Annotated in this window: 17 protein-coding genes and 1 riboswitch; of the genes, 11 read left to right on the top strand and 6 right to left on the bottom strand. The window is 64.5% G+C overall.

Annotation, left to right across the window (positions count from 1 at the left end; translation table 11 throughout):
• Positions 1-112: 112 nt before the first annotated feature.
• The 4 genes from IAE38_RS04635 to IAE38_RS04620 all read left to right on the top strand — a co-directional run bounded on the left by IAE38_RS04635 (position 113) and on the right by IAE38_RS04620 (position 2,420).
• Positions 113-586, top strand: coding sequence for an FAD/FMN-containing dehydrogenase (locus tag IAE38_RS04635; protein WP_201216226.1), 474 nt, complete (start codon positions 113-115; stop codon positions 584-586).
• 58 nt (positions 587-644) lie between these two features.
• Positions 645-857: a PLD nuclease N-terminal domain-containing protein gene (locus IAE38_RS04630; protein WP_028633867.1), complete on the top strand. Its 213-nt coding sequence runs from the start codon at positions 645-647 to the stop codon at positions 855-857.
• A 170-nt stretch (positions 858-1,027) separates the two neighbouring features.
• A complete protein-coding gene (locus tag IAE38_RS04625) occupies positions 1,028-1,459 on the top strand; it encodes a RidA family protein (protein WP_201216224.1) in 432 nt (143 codons plus the stop codon).
• 88 nt (positions 1,460-1,547) lie between these two features.
• Positions 1,548-2,420 carry a DMT family transporter gene (locus IAE38_RS04620; protein ID WP_201216222.1) on the top strand — a complete coding sequence of 291 codons (873 nt, stop codon included), beginning with the start codon at positions 1,548-1,550 and terminating at the stop codon, positions 2,418-2,420.
• Here the strand turns inward: IAE38_RS04620 and IAE38_RS04615 are convergent.
• From IAE38_RS04615 to IAE38_RS04605, 3 genes are all read right to left on the bottom strand, one after another.
• A complete protein-coding gene (locus IAE38_RS04615) occupies positions 2,417-3,136 on the bottom strand; it encodes a TorF family putative porin (RefSeq protein ID WP_028633870.1) in 720 nt (239 codons plus the stop codon). The two genes, IAE38_RS04620 and IAE38_RS04615, sit on opposite strands and share 4 nt — an antisense overlap.
• Positions 3,137-3,253: 117 nt before the next feature.
• Positions 3,254-4,273, bottom strand: coding sequence for a branched-chain amino acid aminotransferase (locus IAE38_RS04610; protein ID WP_201161634.1), 1,020 nt, complete (start codon positions 4,271-4,273; stop codon positions 3,254-3,256).
• A gap of 126 nt (positions 4,274-4,399) precedes the next feature.
• Complete coding sequence (locus tag IAE38_RS04605; protein WP_201216219.1) at positions 4,400-5,977, bottom strand: ATP-binding cassette domain-containing protein; 1,578 nt, start codon at positions 5,975-5,977, stop codon at positions 4,400-4,402.
• A gap of 203 nt (positions 5,978-6,180) precedes the next feature.
• Positions 6,181-6,391, top strand: a riboswitch (cobalamin riboswitch).
• A gap of 100 nt (positions 6,392-6,491) precedes the next feature.
• Between IAE38_RS04605 and cobW the strand changes: the two genes are divergently transcribed.
• The 4 genes from cobW to IAE38_RS04585 all read left to right on the top strand — a co-directional run bounded on the left by cobW (position 6,492) and on the right by IAE38_RS04585 (position 13,004).
• Complete coding sequence (gene cobW, locus IAE38_RS04600) at positions 6,492-7,559, top strand: cobalamin biosynthesis protein CobW (protein WP_201216217.1); 1,068 nt, start codon at positions 6,492-6,494, stop codon at positions 7,557-7,559.
• Between the two features lie 3 nt (positions 7,560-7,562).
• A complete protein-coding gene (gene cobN / locus IAE38_RS04595) occupies positions 7,563-11,324 on the top strand; it encodes a cobaltochelatase subunit CobN (RefSeq protein ID WP_201216216.1) in 3,762 nt (1,253 codons plus the stop codon).
• A 1-nt stretch (position 11,325) separates the two neighbouring features.
• Positions 11,326-12,336 carry an ATP-binding protein gene (locus IAE38_RS04590; protein WP_201216214.1) on the top strand — a complete coding sequence of 337 codons (1,011 nt, stop codon included), beginning with the start codon at positions 11,326-11,328 and terminating at the stop codon, positions 12,334-12,336.
• A 110-nt stretch (positions 12,337-12,446) separates the two neighbouring features.
• Positions 12,447-13,004 carry a vWA domain-containing protein gene (locus IAE38_RS04585; protein ID WP_328822888.1) on the top strand — a complete coding sequence of 186 codons (558 nt, stop codon included), beginning with the start codon at positions 12,447-12,449 and terminating at the stop codon, positions 13,002-13,004.
• Positions 13,005-13,099: 95 nt separating this feature from the next.
• On the opposite strand, the gene IAE38_RS04580 is transcribed toward IAE38_RS04585, so the two are convergent.
• A complete protein-coding gene (locus IAE38_RS04580; protein WP_060481078.1) occupies positions 13,100-13,366 on the bottom strand; it encodes a hypothetical protein in 267 nt (88 codons plus the stop codon).
• A 341-nt stretch (positions 13,367-13,707) separates the two neighbouring features.
• On the opposite strand from IAE38_RS04580, the gene IAE38_RS04575 reads away from it, so the two are divergent.
• Positions 13,708-15,030, top strand: a complete 1,323-nt coding sequence (locus IAE38_RS04575; RefSeq protein ID WP_201216211.1) for a sigma-54 dependent transcriptional regulator — start codon at positions 13,708-13,710, stop codon at positions 15,028-15,030.
• Positions 15,031-15,046: 16 nt separating this feature from the next.
• On the opposite strand, the gene IAE38_RS04570 is transcribed toward IAE38_RS04575, so the two are convergent.
• Both IAE38_RS04570 and IAE38_RS04565 read right to left on the bottom strand, forming a co-directional pair.
• Positions 15,047-17,047: a peptidase U32 family protein gene (locus IAE38_RS04570; protein WP_201216209.1), complete on the bottom strand. Its 2,001-nt coding sequence runs from the start codon at positions 17,045-17,047 to the stop codon at positions 15,047-15,049.
• A 102-nt stretch (positions 17,048-17,149) separates the two neighbouring features.
• On the bottom strand, positions 17,150-17,530 hold the full coding sequence (locus IAE38_RS04565) for a RidA family protein (RefSeq protein WP_201161639.1): 381 nt from the start codon (positions 17,528-17,530) through the stop codon (positions 17,150-17,152).
• 132 nt (positions 17,531-17,662) lie between these two features.
• On the opposite strand from IAE38_RS04565, the gene IAE38_RS04560 reads away from it, so the two are divergent.
• Together IAE38_RS04560 and IAE38_RS04555 are read left to right on the top strand one after the other, a co-directional pair.
• The gene (locus IAE38_RS04560) at positions 17,663-18,355 is read left to right on the top strand and encodes a tRNA (adenine(22)-N(1))-methyltransferase (RefSeq protein ID WP_201216207.1); all 693 of its coding nucleotides are present in this window, start codon (positions 17,663-17,665) and stop codon (positions 18,353-18,355) included.
• 26 nt (positions 18,356-18,381) lie between these two features.
• Positions 18,382-19,314: a LysR family transcriptional regulator gene (locus tag IAE38_RS04555; protein ID WP_201161641.1), complete on the top strand. Its 933-nt coding sequence runs from the start codon at positions 18,382-18,384 to the stop codon at positions 19,312-19,314.
• Positions 19,315-19,325: the final 11 nt, after the last annotated feature.

Genomic DNA, 19,325 nt, shown 5'->3' with positions numbered 1-19,325 from the left:
GCGAAAGACAATCGCCTGGGTGGGCGTGTCTATGTGCAGGTCGCGTACAGGCACGCTGTCTGGCGGCACGCATTGTGGTTATGCTGGCGTCCCCGCCACTGAGGACGCCCTCATGAAATACGCCGTTGCCCTTCTGTTTTGTCTGTTACCGCTGTGGGCGCAGGCTGCCGAGCCGGGCAGCAAGCTGGCACCCTGGACCTTGCTGGACCAATATGACCGCCCGTACACCCTGGATGCTGACACCCGCATCCTGCTGGTGGCGCGTGACATGGACGGCGCCAAGCTGGTCAAGGCCGCCATGGCTGAGCTGCCCAAGGGGTATCTGGAGGCCCGGCACGCAGTCTTCGTGGCGGATATCCAGCGCATGCCAGCCCTGATCAGCAAGCTGTTCGCCGTCCCCGCAATGCGCGATTACACTTACCGTGTACTGCTTGACCGAGAGGGGCAGGTAGCCAGCCGATACCAGGGTGAGGCAGGGCAGGTGCAGTGGTTGCAACTGGACCGCGGCACATGGGTCAGCCAACGCAGCTTCGCCGACGCGCAAGCATTGCGCTCGGCACTTGAGCAGGCCCCGGCCCCACAATGAACGGAACCCTGAGCCCTCGGCGTGCACCAATACAGTAAGTGCCATTGGGAGGATGCTCATGGAAATCGGAACAATGTGGTTCTTCGTCGCAATCTTCGTGGTCCTGCTGGAGACGTGGGCCATCTGGCACATCATCGGCAGCGACCGACGCGCAGAGCGCAAGATGCTCTGGGTGATCGTTGTAGTGTGGTTGCCTGTGCTGGGCCTTCTGGCCTGGGCGGTACGCGGGCCACGCGCCGTCAAGGGGCGTTCGGTGCTTGAGGAGAAGTAGTCAGCATCTGGTAGCGCGCTCCTGTTCAAACACTGAACGCTGTGATTGACGCCCGTGCCAAGGCAAAGTGCCCTAGCACGGGCGCTTTCGTTTGGGCACGATCAGGCTTGACCTTAAGCGAGCTTGAGGTCTGATACTCCCGGCTCACATCAAATGACCGAGGGCGCACCGTGACTCACCCAGCTACCGTTGTTCTGAGCAATCCCCAAGGCCTCTACGACCCAACTGGCAATGGCTACTCCCATGTTGCGCAAGTGCCTGCGGGCAGCCGCTTGCTGTTCATTGCAGGCCAAGGGGGCGAAAGCGCGGAGGGGGTATTGTCAGCCAATTTCCAGGACCAGGCGCGGCAGGCGCTGGCCAATCTGGAACTGGCACTCGCATCCGGTGGCGCCGGCTTGGGGCAGGTGTGCAAGCTGACCTTGCTGATCGTCGACCACTGCCAGGAGCGCCTGGCTGAGTGGGTGGCAGAAGCGGACCGGGCGTGGGGTACGGCCATGAAGCCAACCTGCACGTTGATCCCCGTGCCGCGGCTTGCCCTGGATGGCATGCTGATTGAGATCGATGCGGTGGCAGTAGCGCCAGCCTCCTCCCAAGGTAGGTAGCGGCACCGTCATACTCTGCGGTATACCCCTCTGCAGAAGCCAGCTGCCGCTGGCATGACCGCAAACCGTTCTCAGAGGTGGCCACACCATGGGTTCAGGCACTACCACGCGCCCGGGCGGCCAGATCGTAGCCTGGCTCGGGCCAGCACTGTTCAGCCTGGTGGCATTTGCCGCCAATTCCGTGCTTTGCCGCCTCGCGTTGAAGGGCGGGGCAGCCGACCCCGTGAGCTTCACCGTCATCCGCCTGGTCGGCGGTGCCTTGTTTCTGTTGCTGCTGACCCGTCCGCGCAAGCCCGCCCTGAGCCTGGGTGGCAGCTGGCGTGGGGCGCTCGCGCTGTTCCTATACGCCTTTCTGTTCTCTGCTGCCTATGTGCAGCTCAGTGCCGGCGCTGGCGCGCTGCTGCTGTTTGGCGCCGTGCAAATCACCATGTTCGGCTTTGCCTGGTACAGGGGTGAGCGAATAACGCTGCGGGTGCTGACCGGTATGGCATTGGCCTTCGCGGGGCTGCTGGTATTGTTGTTGCCTGGTGCGGCGGCGCCGGGGTTGTCCAGTGCCTTGTTGATGGCGCTTGCAGGGGGGGCCTGGGGCATCTACACCTTGCTGGGCAAAGGCTCACCACGGCCATTGGCTGACACCGCAGGCAACTTCGTGCGCAGCTTGGCATGCCTGGTGCTGCTGGCCCCGATGCTGTGGATGGGCAGTGGCCTGCAATTGTCGCTGGCGGGTTTTGGCTACGGGCTCGCTTCTGGCGCCATTGCGTCGGGGGCGGGCTATACGGTGTGGTACAGCGTGGTACGGCGGATCAGTGCCCAGCAGGCCGCCACCTTGCAACTCAGCGTGCCGGTTATCGCGGCATTGGGCGGGGTATTTCTGGTCGGCGAGCCGTTGTCCCTGCGCTTGGCGCTGGCTTGCGCGGTCGTGCTCGGCGGCATCGCCCTGGCCCTGCGCCCGCGCCGCTAGAAGAAACTGCGCTGCGCCTTGAGCGTGACCACGCTTTCGCAGTAGGTATTGATGCCGGCATAGGCATCACAACCGCCGCCGTTGAGGTTGGAATTGCTGTAGATCAGGTTGAGATCGATGCCAAGCCAGGGGCGGGAGAGCTCCAGGGACCAGTCGGAAAACGCGCTCACCTGGCTACCGTCACCAATGGTGAAGGGTGTTCCCAACTGATGGTGGGCCAGCTTTACGGTCAAGTCGGCGTTCAGCAGCGGGATCTGGCCGAAATCAGCGAACAGGGTGCCGGTACGGTTGCTGGGGTTGTCGCGCAGCGCCCCGCCGAAACGGCTGCCCAGAACCGAAATGCCGCCATACAAGGCGTGGCTGTCGGCGCCGGCGATGTTGGGTTGGCTGTAATGGATGAGGCCCACTTCGTAGCCCAAGGTGCTGTCGAAGTGGTGTTTGTAGCCGATGTAGCTGTCCAGGCGCAGGGTGGAGCCGGGCGCTACGCCCATGCTGGGGGCATACTGGCCGAGGTACCAGCCATTGGCATGGCTGAGGTCCAGCCCGCCATGAAAGGCGCCGGTGGCGCTGGGGGAGATCAGCCCTTGGGCCATGCTGCGCGAAGGGGTGGTACCGAGCGTGAAGTTGAAGTCGCCCAGTTCACGTTTCATCTGCTGGGCCATTAGCGCCGGGCTGAACAGCAATGCAGCGCCTAGCAACAGAAGGGGCCTGGTCATGGTCTTCGTCCTGGGAGGCTTGCGTTTGAGCGGCCAAGGATACCTGCACGGGGCGTGCATGAAAACCGTTGTGAACCGGTAAGGCTGCGCAGCCCTTGCAGGCTGCGCAGCCGCGGATCAGGCGACTTTGACGATCCAGCCTGCAGGGGCTTCCACGTCACCGCTCTGGATGCCGGTCAGCTCGTTGTAGAGCTTCTGGGTAACCGGGCCGACCTTCTCCAGGTCGTGGAACACATGCAGCTTGCCGTTGTACTCGATGCCGCCGATGGGCGTGATCACCGCAGCGGTACCGCAGGCGCCGGCTTCGACGAAACGGTCCAGGTTGCTGATCTCCACATCGCCTTCTACCACTGTCAGGCCCAGGCGCGATTGCGCCAGTTCCATCAGCGAAAGGCGGGTAATGCCAGGCAGTACCGAGGCCGATTTCGGGGTGACGAATTCGTTGTTGTCGGTAATGCCGAAGAAGTTGGCTGAACCCACTTCCTCGATTTTGCTGTGGGTCAGCGGGTCGAGGTAGATGGCATCGGCGAAGTTTGCCTTTTTGGCTTCCGCGCCAGGTTGCAGGCTGGCCGCGTAGTTGCCGCCGACCTTGGCTGCGCCGGTGCCTTGGGGGGCCGCACGGTCGAAGCTGGAAATCTGGAAGTTGTGCGGCTTCATGCCACCTTTGAAGTACGAGCCCACCGGGATGGCGAACACCGAGAAGATGAATTCCGGTGCAGTGCGCACACCAATGTTGTCACCGGTGCCAATCACGAACGGGCGCAGGTAAAGTGCACCTTTGCCGTGGGGCGGCACGAACTTTTCATTGGCCTTGACCACCTGCTTACAGGCCTCGATGAACACCTCGGTGGGTACATGGGGCATCAGCAGGCGCGCGCAGCTGCGCTGCATGCGGGCGGCGTTCTGATCCGGGCGGAACAGGTTGATGGAGCCGTCCTTGCAGCGGTAGGCCTTGAGGCCTTCGAAGCACTGCTGGCCGTAGTGCAGGGCGGTGGAGCCTTCACTGATGTGCAGCACGTTGTCGTCGGTCAGGGTGCCTTTGTCCCACTCGCCATTGCGCCAGACAGACAGGTAGCGTTTGTCGGTCTTGATGTAGTCGAAGCCGAGCTTGTCCCAGTTAATGCTTTCGTTGCTCATGACACCCTCGTTGTCTTGCTAGTGCCCGATCGCTCGGGCTGCTGTTATATGCGCACCTCGCCACCATAATACATCCGCAGCGGATCGGGAACGGCCAGTCGGAAAATGCCGCGTTGTCGGCCGCCTCTACAGTTTCAGGTACTCATCCAGGGCCAGTTGCTCAAGCAAGATGGCATCGTGCGAAGCGATGATCAGGGCCCCGCGATACTGCCCGAGCATCGCCTGCACGGCCTCGAGCGACGGCAGGTCCAGGTGGTTGCCGGGCTCGTCCAGCAACAACAGGTCCAAGGGTTGCTGGCGATAAAGGATCGCCGCCAGTGCGGCCTTCATGCGTTCACCTCCGCTGAGCAGGCTGCTGGGCAGGCCCACGCGGGTGGCGTCCAGGCCCAGTTGCGCCAGCCGGCTGCGCAGCTCGCCCTGGTCGAGTGCCGGGTTGGCCCGTTGCAGGTGTAGCAGCGCGCTGTCGGTGCCGTTCAGCAGGGTGCAATGCTGGTCGAGCAGGGCGGCTTCGCCAGTGAGCACCAGGCTGCCCTCTGGTGAGGGCAGTTGCCCGTCGATCATGCGCAGCAGTGTGGACTTGCCGCTGCCGTTGGCCCCCACCAGGCCGAACCGCTGGCCAACCTGCATGCGCACTGTGACAGGCTGCTGGGTACCGTGGGGCAAGCGCAGGTCTTGCAGCGCCAGCACCTGCCGGCCGGCATGCCGCTGTGGGGCAGGGGCGTGTACGTGGATGGCGCTGCACTGTTCGATATCACCCGCTGCTGTGCGGATTTCAGCCTGCATCGCCTGCTCGGCACTCAGGTGCTGGCGGCGCTGTTTGCCAAGTGTGGCCTGGCTCACCTGCTGGCGGCGGTCGACAATGATCTTGGCCTGGTTGGCAACCTTGGCGGTGCGCCCCGCCCGGGCCTGGGCCTTCTCAAGGTTTTCGCGCTGCTGCTGGCGGTCACGGGCCTGGCGAAGTTGTTGCCGTTTAAGGTGCGCCAGATGCTGCTCGGCGTGGGTTGCCTCGGCACTTTTCTGCGCGAGGTAGTGGTTGTAATCCCCGCCGTACGCCCGCAGGCCCAGGCTGGACAGCTCAAGGATACGCGCCATGTGCCCCAGCAATGTGCGGTCGTGGCTGATGACCAGCATGCCGCGGTCCCAGGCCTTGATCATGCACAGCAGCTCGGCGCGCGCAGGGCCGTCGAGGTGGTTGCTGGGCTCGTCGAGTATCAGGTAGTCCGCGTCACTCAGCCAGGCCCCGATCAGCGCCACGCGCATGGCCTGGCCACCACTCAGGCAGCGCGCAGGCGTGCGCCAGTCGAGCTGGCCCAGGCCATGGCGTTGCAGCAGTGCCTGCAACTGCTCGCGGACGCCCCAGCGCTCGCCCACGGTGTCGAAGTCTGCGGCATCTACGCTGCCTTGTTCGATGCGTTGAAGGGCTGCGATCACCGGGCCGACCTGGGCCAGGTCGGCAACAGTGGCACTGTGCTCGATTACCTGCTGGCCCAGCAGATGCACGTGGCCCTGGCGCTGGCAGGTACCGCTGCTGGGCGCGCGCTGGCCGGCCATGACCTGGGCAAGCAGGCTCTTGCCCACGCCATTGCGCCCGACCAGGCCGGTGCGGCTGCGGTCGAAAGTGGCGTTGAGGTTGTCGAACAACAGCCTGCCATCGGGCAAGGCCAGGGTGACGCTGTCGAGCGTCAGGATGGATGGGTCGGTCATGAGCAACTCCACGAATGCCGCGACATCTCCGGAGCGAACCGGAGGCTGAAGGCTGGCCGTCGGACAGACGGCGGCATCAATGGCGCATTGGACGAACACCTCGTGGCAGGGGAAAGGCCACCCTAGCGGAGAATCGGCAGAGGGTAAAGTGCATCGACACGCCAGCAACGGCTGGCAGTGGTTGACCACCTGCCAGCCACTGCGTAGCCTTGCCGGTTCGAGGTTCTTCGGCCAGACCGAAGCTAAGACGGGAACGCGGTTCAAGCCGCGGCTGCCCCCGCAACTGTAAGCACCTTACGGATCGACACAGCCACTGCGCCACTGCGCGGGAAGGCGTCATCCCCCCAGCCTGTTCGCATTGCAGAGCGCTGGAACGGTGCAAGCCAGGAGACCTGCCTCGACACGTTTTCGACTTTAAACCGGGCGGGGTGATCCGGTGGCGAACACGCCCGGCCAGCATGGCCGCGGGCTGTCGTCCTGCATGCCCGCGCCACTCTGCCAAGGGCAACGCGACATGAAAACACTGGCCAAGCTACCTGTCACCATCGTCACCGGCTTCCTCGGGTCGGGCAAGACCACGTTGCTGCGGCACATGCTCGACAACGCCCAAGGCCGCCGCATTGCGGTCATCGTCAATGAGTTCGGCGAGCTGGGCATCGACGGCGACATTCTCAAGCAGTGCAGCATCGGTTGCACCGAAGAAGAGGCCACCGGCCGGGTTTACGAACTGGCCAACGGTTGCCTGTGCTGTACCGTTCAGGAAGAGTTCTTCCCGGTGATGCGCGAACTGGTGGCGCGGCGCGGCGACCTGGACCACATCCTGATCGAAACCAGCGGCCTGGCCTTGCCCAAACCGTTGGTCCAGGCCTTCCAATGGCCAGAAATCCGCAACGCCTGCACCGTCGATGCCGTCATTACCGTGGTCGACAGCCCGGCAGTGGCTGCCGGCACCTTCGCCGCCTACCCGGAGCAGGTTGACGCCCAGCGCAAGCTCGACCCTAACCTGGACCACGAATCGCCACTGCACGAGCTGTTCGCCGACCAGTTGGCCAGCGCCGACCTGGTGGTCCTGAACAAGGCCGACCTGATCGATGCCGAGGGCCTGGCCAAGGTCCGCGCCGAAGTCGCCGAAGAGCTGCCAGCGGCAGTGAAGGTCGTCGAGGCCAACAGCGGCAAGCTGCCGCTGGAGGTACTGCTGGGCATGGGCGCGGAGTCCGAATTGCACATCGACGGCCGCCGCACGCACCATGACAGCCACCACGACGGCGATGACCATGACGACCATGACCACGATGCCTTCGACTCCATTTCCATCGACTTGCCTGAAGCCGATGAAGCCTTGCTGCTGGGGGCCCTGACTCAACTGGTGGTGGAGTTCGGCATCCTGCGTGTCAAAGGCTTCGCCGCCGTACCTGGCAAGCCGATGCGCCTGCTGGTGCAGGGGGTGGGTACCCGTTTCGACAAGCACTTTGACCGTGCGTGGCGCGCTGATGAGCCGCGGGTCACGCGCATGGTGCTGATTGGCCAGGAACTGGATGCAGCCCAGCTGGAAGCCCGCTTGCGCCAGGCCCTGGGCGCCTGACCCATGCACTTGCTGCGGACCCAGCCCGGCGGCTTCGTGCCGGACGACAGCATTGCCGACCTTGGCCAGACACCTGCCGAGCTGGTGATTCTCTGCAGCGGCGATTCGCACCTGGCGTTGCTCGCCGACAGTGCCGAGCAACTGCCTGACGATTTCCCCACGCTGCGCCTGGCCAACCCCATGCAGGTGCAGAACCATGCGTCGGTTGACCTGTATGTCGACCAGGTGCTGCAGCACGCCAAGGTGATCCTGGTGTCGCTGCACGGCGGTGTCGGCTACTGGCGATATGGTGTGGAGCAACTGGTTGGCCTGGCCGCCCGCGGCGTGCAGTTGATCCTGGTGCCCGGCGATGATCGCCCCGACCCCGAGCTGACCGGCCTTGGCACGGTGCAGGGCGAGCAGGCCGAGCGCCTCTGGCACTACTTGCGCCAGGGCGGCAAGGCCAATGCCCTCAACCTGTTCCACTGCCTGGCCAGCCAATGGCTGGGCCGCGAGTATGCCTGGGATGAGCCACAGCCCCTGGCACGCACCACGGTGTATCACCCGGCCAAGGGCAGCGCCGCGCTGGAGGACTGGTACCCGCACTGGCACCCTGAGCACCCGGTCGCGCCGTTGCTGTTCTACCGCTCTCACTTGCAGGCGGCGAATACCGCGTTCATTGACGTGTTCTGCCAACGCCTGCAAGCCGCCGGCCTTAACCCGCTACCCATCGCCGTTGCCAGCCTGAAAGAGCCCGCCTGCCTCGAGCAGGTGGAGGCATGGCTGGATGAAGTGGGCGCTGAGGTGGTGCTCAATACCACCGGGTTCGCGTTGTCCAGCCCGGAGCGGCCAAACCTTCGGCCACTGCGGCGCGACGTAGCGGTGCTGCAGGCGATTTGCGCGCAGGATAACCAGCCAGGCTGGGAAGCCAGCGAGCAGGGGCTGGGGGCACGCGACCTGGCCATGCATATTGCCTTGCCTGAACTGGACGGGCGCATCATTACCCGCCCGGTCAGTTTCAAGGACATGGCCTGGCACAGCGAGCGCAGCCAGTCAGATGTGGTGTGCTACCGCGCCCACGCTGAGCGCATGGACTTTGTCGCCGAACTGGCCAGGCGCTGGGTGGCTTTGGCGCGTTTGCCCAACGGCCAGAAGCGTGTGGCGCTGATACTGGCCAACTACCCGACCCGCGATGGCCGCATCGGCAACGGCGTAGGCCTGGACACGCCCGCTGCCGCGCTTACTATCCTCCAGGCGCTGCGCGCCGAGGGCTACCCCCTGGCGGATCTGCCCGGCAGCGGCACACAACTCATTCATGCGCTGCTTGGCGGCGTCACCAACGACCTGGACCAGCTCGACATGCGGCCCTGCGCGCAGAGCCTCGGCATGGCCGACTACCTGGCCGCGTTCGAGCGCCTGCCCGAGGCCAACCGGCAGGCTGTGCTGGAGCGTTGGGGCCCACCCGAGCAGGACCCGATGTACCGCAGCGGCCGGTTGATGGTGGCCGGCCTGCGCTTTGGCCTGACCTTCGTCGGCATCCAGCCGGCGCGGGGCTACCAAGTGGACCCCAGTGCGGTGTACCACGACCCAGACCTGGTGCCCCCTCATGGTTACCTGGCTTTCTACTTCTGGCTGCGTCACGTCTACGCCGCCGATGCGGTGATCCACGTTGGCAAACACGGCAACCTCGAGTGGTTGCCTGGCAAAGGGGTCGGGCTGTCGGCAACCTGTTGGCCAGATGCCTTGCTCGGCCCGCTGCCGAATGTCTACCCGTTCATTGTCAATGACCCGGGCGAGGGCGCCCAGGCCAAGCGCCGCACCCACGCGGTGATCATCGACCACCTGATGCCGCCCCTGACCCGGGCCGAAACCTACGGCCCGCTGCGCCACCTGGAACAACTGGCGGACGAGTTCTACGAAGCGCAGTTGCTGGACCCTCGCCGGGCGCGGGAGTTGCAGCGCGACATCCTCGAACTGGTCAAGGCCAACCATATCGACCGGGAACTGCAACTGGAGGGGGAACTGGACGATGCGAGCGTTTGGTTGCCTCGCCTGGACACCTACCTGTGCGACCTCAAGGAGTCGCAGATCCGCGACGGCCTGCATGTCTTCGGCCAATCGCCTCAGGGCCGGCTGCGCCTGGACACACTGCTGGCGCTGCTGCGGGTGGAGCGCGCAGATGGCCGGGGTGGCAACGCCAGCCTGTTACGGGCCCTGGCCAAGGTGCTGGTACCGGGGTTCGACCCGCTCGACTGCGACTTGGGTGAGCCCTGGCAGGGCGCGCGCCCAGCCCAGTTGCAGGGCATGTGCGAGGCGCCGTGGCGCACCTGCGGCGACACCCGCGAGCGCCTGGAATTACTGGCGTTGCACATGATCGAGCAAGCGCTGGAAGGCGTAGTCCCCTACCCGGATGTGGACCTGTGGCAGCCCGTGCATCAGGTGATCGAGGCCCTGCGCGAATCAGTCGCGCCGTGCCTGGACGCCTGTGGCGCAGCAGAAGTGCACGGCCTGCTGGCGGCACTGGCCGGCCGCTTCGTGCCGGCCGGGCCCAGTGGCGCGCCCAGCCGTGGCAGGCTCGACGTGCTACCAACGGGCCGTAACTTCTATACCGTGGACGTGCGCAACCTGCCCACCACGACGGCCTGGCGCCTGGGCTTCGCGTCCGCCAACCTGATCCTTGAGCGGCACCTGCAGGAGCATGGCGACCACCTGCGCCAGTTGGGCCTGTCGGTGTGGGGCACGGCGACCATGCGCACGGGCGGTGACGACATCGCCCAGGCCATGGCACTGATGGGCGTGCGGCCCGTGTGGGCCACGGGCAGCCAGCGCGTGGACGATTTCGAAATCCTGCCCCTGAGCCTGCTGGACAGGCCGCGGGTTGACGTCACTCTGCGCGTGTCAGGGTTTTTCAGGGATGCGTTCGGCAACCTTATCCGCCTGTTCGACGCCGCGGTGCAAGCGGTGGCCGGGCTGGACGAACCCGACGACCTCAACCCGCTGGCAGCCCGCGTGCGCAGCGAACGGGCAACCTTGCAGGCGCAGGGCGTGGGCGCCGAGCAGGCGGCACGCCAGGCGGGCTGGCGTATATTCGGGGCCAAGCCCGGTGCTTATGGCGCCGGGGTGCAGAACGCCATTGACGGGCAGCTGTGGCACACCCGCGAAGACCTGGCCGAGGTGTACCTGAACCACGGCGGGTATGCCTATGGCGCCAGCGACGAAGGCACGCCAGCCCGGGCGCAGTTTGCCCAGCGGCTGGCACGTGTGCAGGCGGTGCTGCAAAACCAGGACAACCACGAGCACGACCTGCTCGATTCCAACGATTACTACCAGTTCCAGGGTGGCATGCTGGCGGCCTCCGAAACCCTGGTTGGGGCGCCGGTGGCGAGCTACCACGGTGACCACAGCCAGGTTGACCGGCCGCGTATTCGCACGCTCAAGGAAGAACTCAACCGGGTCATCCGCGCACGCGCGTTGAACCCGAAGTGGATCGACGGCGTAAAGCGCCACGGCTACAAGGGTGCGTTCGAAATGGCAGCTACCGTGGACAACCTGTTCGCGTTCGACGCCACCACGCACCTGATCGACGACCACCATTATCAATCGCTGGCTGACGCCTATGTGCTGGACCCGGCAACCCGCGATTTCATGCGCGAGCACAACCCCGAAGCCCTGCGCGACCTCACCGAACGTTTGCTCGAGGCCCAGCAGCGTGGGCTGTGGCAGGCGCCGGGCGATTACCGCGAGGCTTTGGAAGAACAACTGCTCGATGGCGAGGAACAGGCTTGAAATGAGTGAACCCGTGCAATTTCCCCTGGCGGCCGTGGTGGGGGCCGACGACCTGAAGCTGGCCCTGTGCCTAACTGCCATCGACCCGAAGATCGGCGGCGTATTGATCGAAGGCCCGCGTGGCATGGCCAAGAGCACCCTGGCCCGTGGCCTGGCCGACCTGCTCGGTGAAGGGCCATTCGTGACGTTGCCGTTGGGTGCCAGTGAAGAGCGCCTGGTTGGCACGCTGGACCTCGATGCGGCACTGAGGCAGGGCAAGGCGCAGTTCTCGCCGGGCGTGCTGGCACAGGCCGACGGTGGCGTGCTGTACGTCGATGAAGTGAACCTGCTGCCCGACACCCTGGTGGACCTGCTGCTCGATGTGGCAGCCAGTGGCACTAACCGTGTCGAACGGGACGGTATCTCTCACCGCCACAGTGCCCGTTTCGTGCTGATCGGCACCATGAACCCGGAAGAAGGCGAGTTGCGGCCGCAGTTGCTCGACCGCTTTGGCCTGAACGTGGCCCTTGAAGGGTTGCCGGAGCCCCAGGCACGCCAGCAGATCATCCGTCGGCGCCTGGCATTCGACAGTGATCCGCAGGCTTTTTGCAGCCACTGGGCGCAGGCTCAGATGCAGTTGCGCGAGCGCTGCCAGGCGGCGCGCCAGGCCCTGGCTGCTATCCCGCTTGACGACCACGCCCTGGCGCTGATTACCGAACGCTGCTACGCCGCCGGGGTCGACGGCTTGCGTGCCGACCTGGTGTGGCTGCGCGCTGCCCGAGCGCACAGCGCCTGGCGGGGTGGCCAGGCCATAGAGCAGGTAGACATCGAGGCGGTCGCGGAATTTGCCCTGCGCCATCGCCGCCGCCACGCCCCCCAGGCCAACCCCCCCGCAACGCCACCGCAGCCTGAGGTGGCAGGCGCCAGCCAGCCTGGGGAAAAGGGCGGCCAGGGGGATTGGGGCGCCTTGCCGCCCCAGCCTGTGGCGGCTGGGCCAAGGCGCGAGGTGCCGAACTGGGCAAAAAAGCCCTGAGCATCCGTCAATCACCTGCCCGGGTGGCGGATGCCGGTGCCGGTAAAGGGCAGCAGGCTGGCGCCAGCCGCGGCCGCGCCGTTGAGCAGGCCAGCGGCCGCGTTGCCTGGGTGCCGACGTTGCTCAAAGGCCGCCCGCGCAAACGTCATGATGTGTGCTGGCAGGTACGTCGGGGCAAGCCGGCTCAGCTGTGGCTGGTGATTGTGGACGCCTCTGCCTCAACCCGCCGAAACCAGGCACTGGGCCAGGCGAAAGGGGTACTGGCAACGCTTTTCGACCAGGCCTACCGCCAGCGTGCACGCCTTGCGCTGCTGACTGCCAGCGGCCACGCACCTCAATGGCAACGTCACGGGCTGAAGGCCTCAGCAGCATTGCAACCCTGGCTACAGGCGCTGGGAGCTGGTGGCGGCACACCGTTGCTACCCGCGTTGGAGCAGGCCAGACGATGGCTGATCGCCCGGCAGAAGGCCCACCCCAGCGAACAGGTGCGCTGCCTGGTGTTCACCGACGGGCGTCTGCAGCAGTGGGAAGCCGTGCAGCCGTTGCCCTGCAGCACCGTGTTGGTGGACATGGAAATAACAGCCGTACGGTTGGGGCGCGCGCAGCAATTGGCCTTGCAGTTGAATGCCGAGTATCAGCATATACAGGCCATGAACGTCATTAAGTAAGTGCGAGGGTGCGGCATCAAGTCGCAATAAAAAACGTGCAACTTTTAGAGGGGCAAGTGCGTGGTGGGCCCACGCACCTGTTTAGGCAGCCGGTATTACCGAGGCATTGACCAAGGTTGCAGGCGGTAGCCTTTTTCGCTGAGTTCGGCGCGCACTTCCTCGATCAGGCTGGCCCACTGGGCTTTATCGGAATAGATGCGCGAGGATACTTGTTTGCTGCCGATACGGGCATTGGTGCGGTCAACCACGGCCAGGCTAAGTTCGCCTGTACCATTGGGGGCATCCCAGGCCACGCACTGGAAGGGTTCGAAGGCGTGGTCGGCAATCAGCAGTGCTTCGTTGACACGGAGCGGGGCATTCATGAGTCGGTCTCTCTGTGGTCGCAAACATCCAGGTGAAGTCCGCGTTGCTTCCAGGTCGCCTCAAGGATCGCGATATGCAGCGCGGGGTTATCAGTACTGATGCTCTGGTCGGGGGTTCAAGTCACACGTTTACAATAAAAAAGTTCACAGGCGTTTAATCAATTGATCACCTGCGCCCATGTGAGGGCGCTTTAAACAGAAAATTCCCGCCATGCGATCTAAAAAGCGCGGCCAGTAGACGGACGGTCATGGAAACCGTCAATTGAGTTGCTAGTGTTAATCGGGCGCCACAACTTGCTGTTTTATCTCAAAAAACCAAAACCTGGCGCCAAGGATCGGTCATGCAGCAACCCACCGCGCAACGCCGCTTGCTCATCGTCGACCCTTGCGAGGCATGCCATCAGCTGCTGCCTGGGCTGCGCGAAGCGGGTTGGGATGTCGACAGCTGTGTACTCGCCCACGCCCAGGATTATCCGTGCGATGTGGGCTTGCTGCGCCTGGAGGCCTCGCACCTCAAGCAGCCAGATGCCGTAAAGGACATGATAAAGCGCAGCAATACCGAATGGATTGCGGTGCTGAGTGCCGAGCAACTGCGCATGCCGGCATTCGGGGATTTTGTCTGCGAATGGTTTTTCGACTTCCACACCTTGCCCTTTGACGTCTCGCGGGTGCAGGTCATGCTGGGGCGGGCATTCGGCATGGCGCGGTTGCGGGGCAAGGGCACCAACAAGGTTGACGACCCCAACGACGAACTCCTGGGGGAGAGCCGGCCCATCCGCGAGCTGCGCAAGCTGCTGGGCAAGCTGGCGCCCACCGAATCACCCGTGTTGATCCGCGGCCAAAGCGGCACGGGCAAGGAACTGGTGGCGCGTACACTGCACCGTCAGTCGCAACGCAGCGAACAACCGTTCATTGCGATCAACTGCGGGGCTATCCCCGAACACCTGATCCAGTCTGAGCTGTTTGGCCACGAGAAGGGCGCGTTCACCGGCGCCCACCAGCGCAAGGCGGGGCGTATCGAGGCGGCCCACGGTGGCACGCTGTTTCTGGACGAGATCGGCGACCTGCCGCTGGAGCTTCAGGCCAACCTGCTGCGATTTTTGCAGGAAAAACACATCGAGCGCGTTGGCGGCAGCCAACCGATCCCGGTGGATGTGCGGGTGCTGGCGGCCACACACGTGGACCTGGAAAAGGCCATTGAGCTGGGTCGCTTTCGTGAAGACCTGTACTACCGGCTGAACGTGCTGCAGGTGGTGACGGCCCCCCTGCGTGACCGGCATGGCGACCTGCCGATGCTGGCCAACCACTTTGCCCATTTCTACAGCCTGGAAACCGGCCGCCGGCCACGCTCGTTCAGCGAACACGCACTGGCTGCCATGGGGCAGCATGACTGGCCAGGCAACGTGCGCGAACTCGCCAACCGGGTGCGTCGCGGCCTGGTGTTGGCTGAAGGGCGGCAGATCGAAGCACAGGACCTGGGGTTACAGGCCCAGGGGCAGCAGCAACCGCTGGGCACGCTGGAGGAATACAAGCACAGGGCCGAGCGGCAGGCCCTGTGCGATGTGCTCGACCGCCACAGTGACAACCTGAGCGTGGCGGCGAAGGTACTGGGTGTTTCACGGCCTACCTTCTACCGCCTGTTGCACAAGCACCAGATACGCTGAGGTGCCGCCTAGGCCCTTAGTGGGGGGCACGCACGATGGTTTTGAGCAGGTCCTCAGGGCTGATGTGCCCGGCCACTTGCGACACGGCGCTGCCAGGGGTCGGCAGGTCGATGATGTGGTTTTTCATCTTGCCGATGACATGCATCTCGCAGGGTTTGCAGTCGAACTTGAGCGTCAGCACTTCGTCGCCCTGAATCAGTTGCATGGGCGCCACCTTGGTGCGTACACCGGTGACACCTTTGGCCTGCTTGGGGCACAGGTTGAACGAGAAGCGCAGGCAGTGCTTGGTGATCATCACCGGTACCTCGCCGTGCTCCTCGTGGGCCTCGTACGCGGCGTCGATCAGTTGCACGCCGTGACGGTGATAGAAGTCCCGGGCCTTCTGGTTGTACACGTTGGCCAGGAACGACAGGTGCGACTCGGGGTAGACCGGTGGCGGCGTGGTCTCGGGCTTGCGGTAGCCGTGGGGGTGAGCCTGGATGCGCAGCGTGGTCAATGCCTCGATGGCCTCGCGGCGCAGCGCCTTGAGCTGCGAATTGGGGATGAAGTACGCCTGCGGGGCGTCCAGCTCGATGCTGTCGGCGTGGTACAGGGTGGTCCCCAACTGACCCAGCAGGTCGTGCAACTGATCCAGTGCCTGCTGGGGCTTGTTGGCCGGGCCAAACGGGCCGTCCAGTGTCACGTGCGCACTGACGCCTTCTTCGCTGGTCACCACCAGCGTCAGGCACTGTTCGCGCAACACCGCCTGCCAACGCACGCCAATGCGGCGTTCTGCAGAGGTGCGTTGCAGGGCCTGCTGCCAGTTGTGGTCAAGGTTGCGCGACAGTGGGTGGTTGGGCCTGAGCTTGTGCAGGCCTTCGGGCATTTCGTTGGGTTCAACGCGGTAACGGTAGCGGGTGTGGCCGTCTTCCTCGAACTGGCCACGGGGTTCGGCGATATTGGCCCGGAACCCGACCACCTCGCGCTTGACCAGCACATTGAGGCCGTCGCCATTGGTCAACGGTACGTCGGTGACCACCTGCAGGTCGCGCTTGCCGACCTTTTCCACCACGCCAACTGGCAGGCCGGTGAAGGTGGGCGAATCGAAGGCACCGATGTCGACCTTGCGGTCGGTGACGAAGTAGTCGGTGCTGCCGCGGTGGAAGGTCTTGTCCGGATCAGGGATGAAGAAGTGCTCGGTGCGGCCGCTGGAGGCGCGGGCCAGGCCTGGGCGATCTTCCAGAATGGCGTCGAGTTCCTTGCGGTAGTGGGCGGTGATGTTCTTCACATAGCCCATGTCCTTGTAGCGGCCTTCGATCTTGAACGAGCGCACGCCCGCATCCACCAGGTCGCGCAGGTTGGCGGTCTGGTTGTTGTCCTTCATCGACAACAGGTGTTTCTCGAACGCTACTACCCGGCCCTGATCATCCTTGAGCGTGTAGGGCAGGCGGCAGGCCTGGGAGCAGTCGCCACGGTTGGCACTGCGACCGGTCTGGGCATGGGAAATGTTGCACTGGCCGGAGAACGCCACACACAGGGCGCCGTGGATGAAGAATTCGATGGCGGCATCGGTCTCGGCGGCGATGGCGCGAATTTGCTGCAGGTTCAGCTCGCGGGCCAGCACCAGTTGCGAGAAGCCTGCCTGGTCGAGGAAGCGCGCGCGCTCCAGGGTGCGGATGTCGGTCTGGGTGCTGGCGTGCAGCTCGATGGGCGGGATGTCCAGCTCCATCACCCCCAGGTCCTGCACGATCAGGGCGTCGACGCCGGCGTCGTACAGCTGGTGGATCAGCGCACGTGCAGGTTCCAGTTCGTTGTCGTGAAGGATGGTGTTGATGGTGGTGAACACGCGTGCGTGATAACGGTGCGCGAACTCGACCAGTTGGGCGATGTCGGCGACCTCGTTACAGGCATTGTGGCGTGCGCCGAAGCTTGGGCCGCCGATATAGATGGCATCCGCGCCATGCAGGATCGCTTCACGGGCAATGGCCACGTCGCGGGCAGGGCTGAGCAGTTCCAGGTGATTCTTGGGAAGGGACATGTCGTTATATTTTCGGGCTGTCACGGTTAGGCGCGCATTGTAGCGGCGAAACCGCCGGGCAGCACCCTTGGCCTGCCCGGAGGTGCATTGGCCGTGCGCAGATCAGCGCTTGGCGGCCATTGCCGTCACTTCCACCCGCATGCCTTCGAAAGCCAGGGCGGCAACGCCCACGGCGGCGCGCACAGGCCAGGGTTTGCTGAAGAAACGCTGGTACACCTCGTTGAAGGCGGCGCGGTCGGCCATGTCGGTGAGGTAGATGGTCAGGTGCAGCACGCGGTCCATGCCGCTGCCGGCGTTCTCCAGTGCCACTTTCAAGGCCTGCAGCGTGCATTCGCTTTGCTCGACGATGCTGCCCAGTGCCAGGCTGCCGTCGGGGTGGGTAGGGATCTGGGTGGTCACCAGCACGCCGTTGTACTCGGCGACGTCAGACGAGATGGCGTCTGCATCCGGGTCCGGGGTGTAGGTGATATCTGCGTTTGCCATGGTCAGGTTTGCCTTGCGACGGTGGAAAACAGCAAGCGTACGCCACCCGGCCGTGCGGGTCGAGGTGGCCCCCGTGTTTGAATTACGGGGCGTTCACCGGCAAAATCGCGCCCCACTGCAAAGGGGTTGACCGTGAACGAACACACATTGTCCATGCGCCTGGAACGGGTTGCCGCCTACGTGCCACATGGCGCGCGCCTGGCCGACATCGGATCAGACCACGGCTACCTGCCCGTGGCGTTGATGCGCCGCGGGCTCATCGCCTGTGCGGTGGCCGGTGAAGTAGCGCCCACGCCGTATGCTTCGGCCCAGCGTAATGTGCGCAAGCACGGCTTGCAGGCGCACATCGCCGTGCGGCTGGCCGACGGCCTGGCAGCCATCGAAGCGGATGACAGGGTGTCGGTGATCAGCCTGTGCGGCATGGGCGGTGAGACCATGTGCGAGATTCTGCAGGCCGGTAAGGCGCGGCTTGCGGGTGTGACACGCCTGGTGCTGCAGCCCAACGGTGCAGAGCCTGAACTGCGCCAGTGGCTGATGGGCAATGGTTACCGCATCGTGGCCGAAGAGGTGCTGCGCGAGAACCGCTTTGATTACGAAATCATCGTCGCCGAGCCCGGGGCGGCGGCTTACAGCCCTGAACAGCTGTATTTCGGCCCGCTGCTGATGCAGGAGAAGGGCCCGGCATTTCGGGTGAAATGGCAGCGCATGCTGAAACAGAAACAGCAGACCTTGGCTAATTTTCAGCGGGCCCGTGACACTGTGCCTTTGGCCAAGGTCGAAGCGTTCAACCAGCAGGCCACCTGGATCATTCAGGTGCTGGCCTGAATCCCCCCTTCTGAGGAGCGTCCCCCATGGACATGCTGCAGGCCATGCGTACCTTCACCCGGGTGGTGGAGTGCGGCAGTTTCGCGGCGGCGGCCACCGCGCTGGACATCTCCGCTGCCCAGGTTTCGCGGATCGTCGCCGAGCTTGAGAACCAGTTGCAGACACGGCTGTTGCACCGCACCACCCGGCGCTTGCGCATGAGTGAGGCAGGTGAGCGGTTTCTGGAGCGCGCCCGGCAGATCCTGCAGTTGACCGAAGAAGCCATGGGCGAAGCGCGCGGTGCGCACCTGATGCCGCGCGGGCGTTTGCGCCTGCATTGCCCCCATGGGTTGGGCTTGCTGCTGATGCCCCTGGTGGCCGGCTACAACGCGCTGTGCCCGGAGGTGGTGGTTGAACTGACCTTGTCCCAGCGCAACCCGGACCCGCTCGCCGAAGGCCACGACGTGGTCATCACGGTGGACCAGGCCTTGCCCGACTCGCAGTTGATCGCCGTACCGCTGGGCACCATCTTCAGCATCGCCTGCGCGGCGCCGGGTTACCTGCAGGCCCACGGCGTGCCTAACCGGCCTGAGGACCTGCATGGGCATCGCTGCCTGCGCATGGCGTACCCGCTGTACGAAGGCGACTGGGTGTTTACCCAAGGCGAGGAACAGTGCGTCATCGCGCCGCAAGACAGCTTCCAGACCAACGTCGCGGACGCCATGCTGGTCGCTGCCGAGTTAGGCATGGGTATTGGCCTGCTGCCGTTCTACACCGCCAGCCAGGCCATCGAGCAGGGGCGCCTGTGCCGGGTACTGGCGCCCTACAGGTTGCGCGAAAATGCGTTGTACGCCATCTACCCATCGCGCCATTACCTGGATGCCAAGGTACGTACCTGGATCGATTACCTGAAAGAGCAACTGCCCGCGCTGTTCGAGGGGCACGCCCGCGTGGTGGATGATGCAAGGTACTGGCAATAACCGGGCGGTAA

The sequence above is a fragment of the Pseudomonas sp. S32 genome, assembly GCF_016648095.1.
GTDB lineage: Bacteria > Pseudomonadota > Gammaproteobacteria > Pseudomonadales > Pseudomonadaceae > Aquipseudomonas > Aquipseudomonas parafulva.
This window is presented reverse-complemented; position numbering and strand designations above follow the sequence as displayed.